Genomic DNA, 6,000 nt, shown 5'->3' on the forward strand with positions numbered 1-6,000 from the left:
TTTTTCTTGGTGTTTACGGGCGTCGGGCAGAGAGAAGGAGAAAGGTGCATGCTGTTGTTCCGGAGTCTCTCTCTCTTCCCATGCCGTAAGCCCAAGGGTTGGTGTTTTGTTGCCTATGGCGGCTGCTTAGACGCGCAGCTTGAAGATGTCGGTCACGAGGATGTCTTGGTAGACCTGCCCGTTATACTCGCGCACGGTGAACCGCATGCGCACGGCCACCACATCGCCGGGGGAAAAGCGCAGCTGGGCCGTGTTGCCCAGCATGGCGGCGGCATACTGGTCCTCATACTTGCCGCCCATCTCCTGCAACACGATGTTGCACTTGGTGGTCTGGCCGCTCTCGCTCTTCTGGCTCTGCACAGCGAAGGCCTCGCCCTGCTGCACCACTCTCATGATTCTTGTTTCCATGTCGGTTTTTTTGGTTGGTTTTACTTGTTGTTGATACTGCTGTTGACACTCACGCTGAAAGAGAACTTCCAGATGGAAAAGGTGAAATAAACGCTCATCTTACTTCTTGTTTTTTTTGATTTATTTTGAATTTATGTAAATGGTTGGCTGGATGGCTTACCCGTCGACGCAGCCGCTTAGCAGCCTGAGGAAATACTGCTGGCCCTTGCCCGTTATCTTCGTGGTTACGCGCTCCTCGGTTCCGTGGTGGGTCTTCACCACCGTTACCGATGTGGCGAAGATGCCTCGCTCCACCCATTTCTGTATGGGCTCCGTGGATCGCTTGAAGATGTAGCCGTTGGCGCGCATCCAGCCGAAGAGCCTTGTGCGGCCCGTGGGGTAGCCGTTGCGTGTGAGCAACTTGGCCATCTCGCTCATCAGTATGCACCCGTCGCCGGTGGTAACGGCCTCGGCAAACTGCACCTTGGGGCGCTGGGCCTCGAGCAGGTCGTCTTTCTGCTTGAGCGTGCGTTGCAGGATGGTTACGGCCTTGGCCAGGATGGTCTTCTCGTCGTCGTCCTCATGCAGAGGGATGTAGCCGCCCATCTTGCGGATTTGCGGCAGCACCTCGGAGGTGACCCCCTTGCGGAAAGCCCTTGCCGAAGGCTTGCGGCTGTCGAGGATTACGTCGTACAGACCGTCCTCGTTAACAAAGGCTATAAGTTGTCTTCCTCCCTTGGTTGAAAGGGGGTGACTTGAAATACCCCCCTTTTCAAGTCTTCTCATGACAGCTGAACGTTGAAGCCCAAGCACCTTGCACACATCAGCCAAGCAGAACCAAGGCTCACCCCTCTCATCAGTCACCGTCCTTATCCGTCCGAACTCGGGACTCTCGAAAATCTTGATTTCGTTCTTCATGTTTTTATGTTATTTTTGAAAATAAAACCCCTCGCAACCCCTTGGCTGCCGCTTGGCGCGCCGTGAGGATTACGAGGGCAAAGGTATGGAGAAATCCAAACGTTCAGAAACAAAAATTCCCCCACGAATCCGTTTGGTGGATGTGGGGGATGTGATTAAAAAATAAGGGGGATGTTTCAGAGGGATACCTATCTGAATTTTTCTATTCTTCTTGTGTTTATGGTGGTGCCAGGCTTAGCGTATTTGCTATCTTGAAACTCAGCGTCGAGCTTCATAGCCATTTCTTTATATAAACCGCAGCATTGAGGAGCTTGGGCGTCATCCATAGTCCATTCATAGAAATCATTATCTTTGAAATAAGGGTCTATTGCTTTAAAGTCTTCTTGCGTAGTCTTGCTGATACCTTTTAGTGCTACATTTATTTGTTCTCTAAATCTTCTCTGTGTATCTGTAGTCAGCCATTTCTTAGCCCGAAAAACCTTATACACAATAAACCAGTGCTTTTGTGCGCTTATGGTTTTATCTTTCACCAATTCTTCAAGCTTTCGCATAACCTTATCAATATCCACGTTGTCTTTGAATATGAAGTTTTGGAATACTGATTCGTTTTTTACTTTAAGTTTTTCCTTGGCTATTTCAAGAGCTACGTATTTTCTCATGAAGTCATAGATCATGCTATAGTCCTGCAATTTTGCGTCTATAATATAAGAAGCCAACAATTTGATTTCTCTTCCTAAGTCATGGTAAGCTCTTCCGAAATAAGAGTCGAACAGTTCTTCCTTGCGTTTTAAGACCATGTGGTTTTTACGCTCTGTTTCGTCGGGATACTTAAACGCTATGTCTTGACTATCCAACTCATAGTTTTTTTCAATGCGGCTTGTTTCCTCTTCTCTAAAACGCTCCAATTCTTTATTAAAGACATCAATAATGTAAGATTCGTTTATAAATGAGGTTCGGAAACTATTCGCTCCCTCTTTATATAAAAAAATAATATCGTTTATAGTTCTTCGTGTCTCCTCGTCTTCATAATCCATGTATGAATCAAGCGAATTTGAAATTTCAGCAAAGAGTTCTTTAAAGATTTGTTTTCTGTCATCAAGAAGCGACCAAGCAATTCCATTCTTTAGGTATTCTAACAAAGACTTTATAGCAGCTAAATGTTTTCGTAAGATAGTCTTCCATGCTTCTTTTGCTTCGCTGTCGTTGCTGTCTGCTTCCTCATAGTTAAGAAGTTTAAGGCATTGGGTAAGACGATGACCTCTGCTTCTCAATTTTTCTATTGAAGCAGATACTTGTTTTGGTTCTGATTCTAACATTAGATTAGATTTTAGGTAGTTGTTAAAAGCGGCATGGGAGCACCTGCAGCACCAGTATTAAGGTACCTGCAAGAACCATCAGTAAGGCACAAACAAGTGCAGCCCACGCCGTGTTGGAGTGGACGCCTTGCTGTCACCGTCTTCTTACTGAATTTTTGAATTTGCAGGTTCTTAATACTGTAGAAGTGCCAGTTTTCAGCGTCTATTCAGATATGTTTCTTTCTCGTTCTCTTATCGTTGTTATATTAAGGTTTATTCCACGTTTTCGTCGTTATCTGCCCAGTGGTCGCATTGGCGCATCACGGTTTCGAGCGCCTTTGCCGCACCCTCTGGTGGATACTTATATTTCTTGAGCAAGCGTTTCACCATCACGCGCATCTTCGCCCTCGCCGACTCCTTGCGGTTCCAGTCGATGGTGCGGTTGCGGTGGAGCACGTCGGTCAGCTCCTTGGTCAGCGCCACAAACTGCTCGTCGGTGTAAGCCTGTCGCACACCCTCGGGGGTTGAGAGCGCGTCGTAGAAGGCTTTTTCTTCCGCCGACAGGCCGGGGGCGCTGCCCGCTTCCTCCGCCTTTTTCATCTGCTCAGCTATCTTCAGCAGCTCCGCTATCACCTCCTCATTGGTGAGCAAGCCTTTCAGATAGTTCGACAGGCTCTTGCTGAGCATGTCGGAGAAGAGGTCGCTCTGTATGACGTTGGTCTTCTTCTGCTGCTTTATTTTCTCTCTCATCAGCTTGTTGAGCAGCTCCACGGCGAGGTTGCGCTCCTTCATGTTCTTAATCTCTTGGATGAAGGCTTCATCAAAGAGCGAGAACTCCAGTTGCCGGTCGCCAAAGAGGTTTATCACGCCGTCGGTCTTCACGCTCTGGCGCAGCAGGTCGCCTATGCGCTTGTTGATCTCGTGACGGCTTATCTTGCCCTTCTGCGAGAGTTTGAGCAGCATCACTCTTAGGGCGTCCATATAGCACGCCTCTGCCCTTAGCCGCTCATCGAGAAGCGATCGGCACAGCGTGGTGGCGTTGTGGAGCATGGCGCTATGCTCCATGAAGTTTTTCTTGGCTTGCTCCTTGGCTGGCGACGACAGGAAGTTGGCGCCGCCTGTTATGGCAAGGGCTCTCTTGGTGTTGTCGGGCTCAAAGAATCCTGTATAGTCGAAACCATGCAACTGGTCGCGGCAAATCTCCATCTCCTCCTTCCACTTTACCAGCGCAGTCTTGGCAATGTCGGGGTCGCCAAAGCGTCGGCGGTCGCGGTTGGTGTATTGGTGCATGGCAGCCTTCAAGGCCTGCGCTATGCCCACATAGTCGACGATCAGGCCGCCCTCCTTCTTCTCGCCGTCGTCTGCTTGGAACACGCGGTTCACGCGTGCTATGGCCTGCATGAGGTTATGGCCGCTCATCGGCTTGTAGACATACATGGTGGCGAGCGACGGCACATCAAAGCCCGTGAGCCACATGTCGCGCACAATGGCTATCTTCATGGGGCCGTTGTCGTCCTTGAACTTGGCTGCCAGCTCCTTCCTATAGGCTTCGTTGCCTATAATCGGCTGCCAGTCGGCGGGGTCTTGGTTGGAGCCGCTCATCACCACCTTCACCTTCTCCGTCCAGTCGGGGCGCAGCTCCAGCATCTTGCGGTAGATCTTGATGGCTATGCCTCGCGTGAGCGCTACGATCATGGCCTTGCCCGTCAACAGCTGGGCTCGGTTTTGCTCGTAGTGGGCTAAAATGTCTTTCACCAGCGTGTCGATGGTGGCGTCTTCGCCCAACAACACCTCCAACCGGCTATGCTCCTGCTTTGCCTTCCTTATCTGCTCCTTGGTGGCGCCCTCTTCCTCGAGGTTGTCAAACTCGCCGTTGAGCAGCCTCATCGCGTCTTCGTCGAGGTTGAGGTTCACCACCCGGCTCTCGTAGTAGATGGGGCGTGTGGCGCCGTCGTCAACCGCCTGGCTCATGTCGTAAACGTCGATATAGTCGCCAAACACCTCCTCGGTGTCGCGGTCGCGGTCGCTGATGGGCGTGCCCGTAAAGCCGATAAACGAAGCGTTGGGCAGCGCCTCGCGCATCTTTTGGCTGTAGCCTTTCTTCATGCGTTGGCTTTGGGCATCCCAATGCTCATCGCCATATTGCGAGCGGTGGGCCTCGTCGGTCATCACGATGATGTTTCTTCGGTCAGAGAGGGCCGAGTCGCCCTCCTCAAACTTCTGGATGGTGGTGAAGAAGATGCCGCCGCTCTGGCGGTCGCGCAGCAAGTCGCCAAGGTCTTTGCGGCCCTGCGCGTTCTGGGGTTTCTCGCGGAGGAAATCCTTGCAACGGCTAAACTGCCCGAAGAGCTGCCCGTCGAGGTCGTTGCGGTCGGTAACCACTACTATCGTAACCTCGGGCAGGCGTTGCACCAACTGGTGGGCGTAGAACACCATGGAGAAACTCTTACCCGACCCTTGCGTGTGCCAAAACACGCCAATCTTGCCGTTGCCCTCCACGGCGGCGTGGGTTCTTACCATCGCCTTGCCCACGGCGAAATATTGGTGGTAGGCGGCGAGAATCTTTGATGTCTTACCGTCTTTATGCTCAAAACAAATGTAGTTTTGCAGGATGTCGGTCAGGCGCGCTTTCTGGAACATGCCGAGGAAGAAGGTGCGATAGTCGGCCACGAGGGTTGTCACGTGCTCGCCATCCACCGATTTCCACTCCATGTAGCGTTCCTGTTTGGCGGTGATGGTTCCTGCCTTGGTTTCGCTCATGTCGCTTATCACGTTGAAAGCGTTGTAGCTAAAGAGTGTGGGCACCGACTGCTGATAGTTTTTTATCTGCAGAAAGGCGTCGTCGATGGTTGCGTCTTCGGCTGTGGCGCTTTTCAGCTCCATCACCACGAAAGGCAGTCCATTGACCATCACCACCATGTCGCAGCGCTTCTTCTTGTATTCCTCCACGGTCCATTGGTTCACCACCTTGAAGAGATTGCGCTCGGGGTGGGCGTAGTCGATGAGTTGCATCAGGGCTATTCTGTCTTCGCCATTCAGCTTTAAGGTCACCTCCACGCCGTCTTGCATCCACTTGGTGAACTTCTCGTTGTTTTGCTCCAGCGTGCCCTCGTTGATGGTGGTTATCTGCTTTATTCCTTCGTCCAGAGCTGCAGCTGGCAGGTCGGGGTTGAGCCGTCGCAGGGAGGCTTCAAGGTCGGCACGATAGAAAGGCTCCTTATAGTCGCGCTCCACGTCGTAGCCACACTCATATTTGTAGCCAAGCTCGTCTCTGAACAGGGCAATCAGCGCCTGCTCATAAGCGTCTTCGGTGAATTTCTTGTCGTCTGCCATTTTTTTATTTATTATTAGTACTGATGCGATAAAATCGCATAGTTATTAAAATTCATCAAATAAAGTG

4 protein-coding genes are annotated in these 6,000 nt (G+C 51.1%); all 4 read right to left on the reverse strand.

Translation table 11 applies throughout. From position 1 onward, the window contains the following. Positions 1–126: 126 nt before the first annotated feature. Positions 127–408, reverse strand: coding sequence for a hypothetical protein (locus WKK33_RS01625; protein ID WP_337568322.1), 282 nt, complete (start codon positions 406–408; stop codon positions 127–129). Between the two features lie 156 nt (positions 409–564). Then, positions 565–1,305: a phage antirepressor KilAC domain-containing protein gene (locus WKK33_RS01630; protein WP_337932177.1), complete on the reverse strand. Its 741-nt coding sequence runs from the start codon at positions 1,303–1,305 to the stop codon at positions 565–567. 188 nt (positions 1,306–1,493) lie between these two features. Next, entirely contained in the window at positions 1,494–2,621 is a 1,128-nt protein-coding gene (locus tag WKK33_RS01635; RefSeq protein WP_337932179.1) for a hypothetical protein, read from the reverse strand. A gap of 252 nt (positions 2,622–2,873) precedes the next feature. After that, positions 2,874–5,933 (reverse strand): type I restriction endonuclease subunit R, encoded by a 3,060-nt coding sequence (locus WKK33_RS01640; protein WP_337932181.1) that lies wholly within the window; start codon positions 5,931–5,933, stop codon positions 2,874–2,876. Between the last annotated feature and the right edge of the window lie 67 nt (positions 5,934–6,000).

It is taken from the genome of Hallella sp. (genome assembly GCF_037460745.1).
In the GTDB taxonomy this organism is placed as follows: Bacteria; Bacteroidota; Bacteroidia; order Bacteroidales; family Bacteroidaceae; genus Prevotella; species Prevotella faecis.